Genomic DNA, 341 nt, shown 5'->3' with positions numbered 1-341 from the left:
GATACATTTTCTTTTCAGGCAGATGCTTATTACACCAATACAAAAGATAAAATTATTGCGGCTCCAACAGGAAATTTATTTCGCTGGATGATGACCAATATTGGGCAAGTTAAAGGAAAAGGAATCGAGACGGTCTTAAATATGTCGACTCATATTGATAAAGTAAATCTCACCGCAAACCTGACTTATACGTATTCTCAAAGTCAGGATTTTACAAAGTTTGTTGGCTTAGAAATGTCTTCTTATGGCGACCAGATTCCGTACACGCCTTGGCACAGCGGATCTGGAATTTTGAATGCGGGCTATAAATCTTGGAACTTCAACTATAGCTTTATTTATGT

Annotated in this window: 1 protein-coding gene; it reads left to right on the top strand. The window is 37.2% G+C overall.

The window, feature by feature from the left end:
* The coding region (locus B3J44_RS10195) for a TonB-dependent receptor domain-containing protein (RefSeq protein ID WP_286968275.1) at window positions 1–341 on the top strand (341 nt) is incomplete at both ends.

Origin of the sequence: Flavobacterium sp. UBA4854, from assembly GCF_002399805.1 — a bacterium.
Taxonomy (GTDB): Bacteria; Bacteroidota; Bacteroidia; order Flavobacteriales; family Flavobacteriaceae; genus Flavobacterium; species Flavobacterium ginsengisoli.
The sequence above is the reverse complement of the archived record's forward strand: the minus strand, read 5'-3'. Positions and strand labels throughout refer to the sequence as shown.